The following is a 294-nucleotide window of genomic DNA, read 5'->3' on the forward strand; positions in this document are numbered from 1 at the left end:
TCGAGGTCCAATCCCGGCCGCCCCATTCCTGCGGCCAGTGCGGCACTGCCCAGCCCTTGGCATTGAGGATGCGCTGGCTGGTGACGTAATCCTCCTTCGAGAGGCTGCGCCCCTCCGAGACCTTTTTTCGGATCTCGGCCGGGATCTCCGTCCGGCAGAAGCTGCGGACCTCGTCGCGGAACGCGATTTCTTCCGGCGTAAAGCGCAGATCCATCGTCAGCCTCCGATCTCGAACAGGCCGGCGCAGCCCTGGCCGCCGGCCACGCACATCGTCACCACGGCGTAGCGCGCCCC

General features: G+C 67.0%; 1 protein-coding gene. It reads right to left on the reverse strand.

All coding sequences use genetic code 11. The features are described from left to right. The coding region (locus P0G09_RS19550; protein ID WP_275253510.1) for an acyl-CoA dehydrogenase family protein at positions 1 to 214 on the reverse strand (214 nt) is incomplete at its 3' end. Between the last annotated feature and the right edge of the window lie 80 nt (positions 215 to 294).

Source organism: Faecalibacterium sp. DFI.5.82 (genome assembly GCF_029076575.1).
GTDB classification, from domain to species: domain Bacteria; phylum Bacillota; class Clostridia; order Oscillospirales; family Ruminococcaceae; genus Faecalibacterium; species Faecalibacterium duncaniae.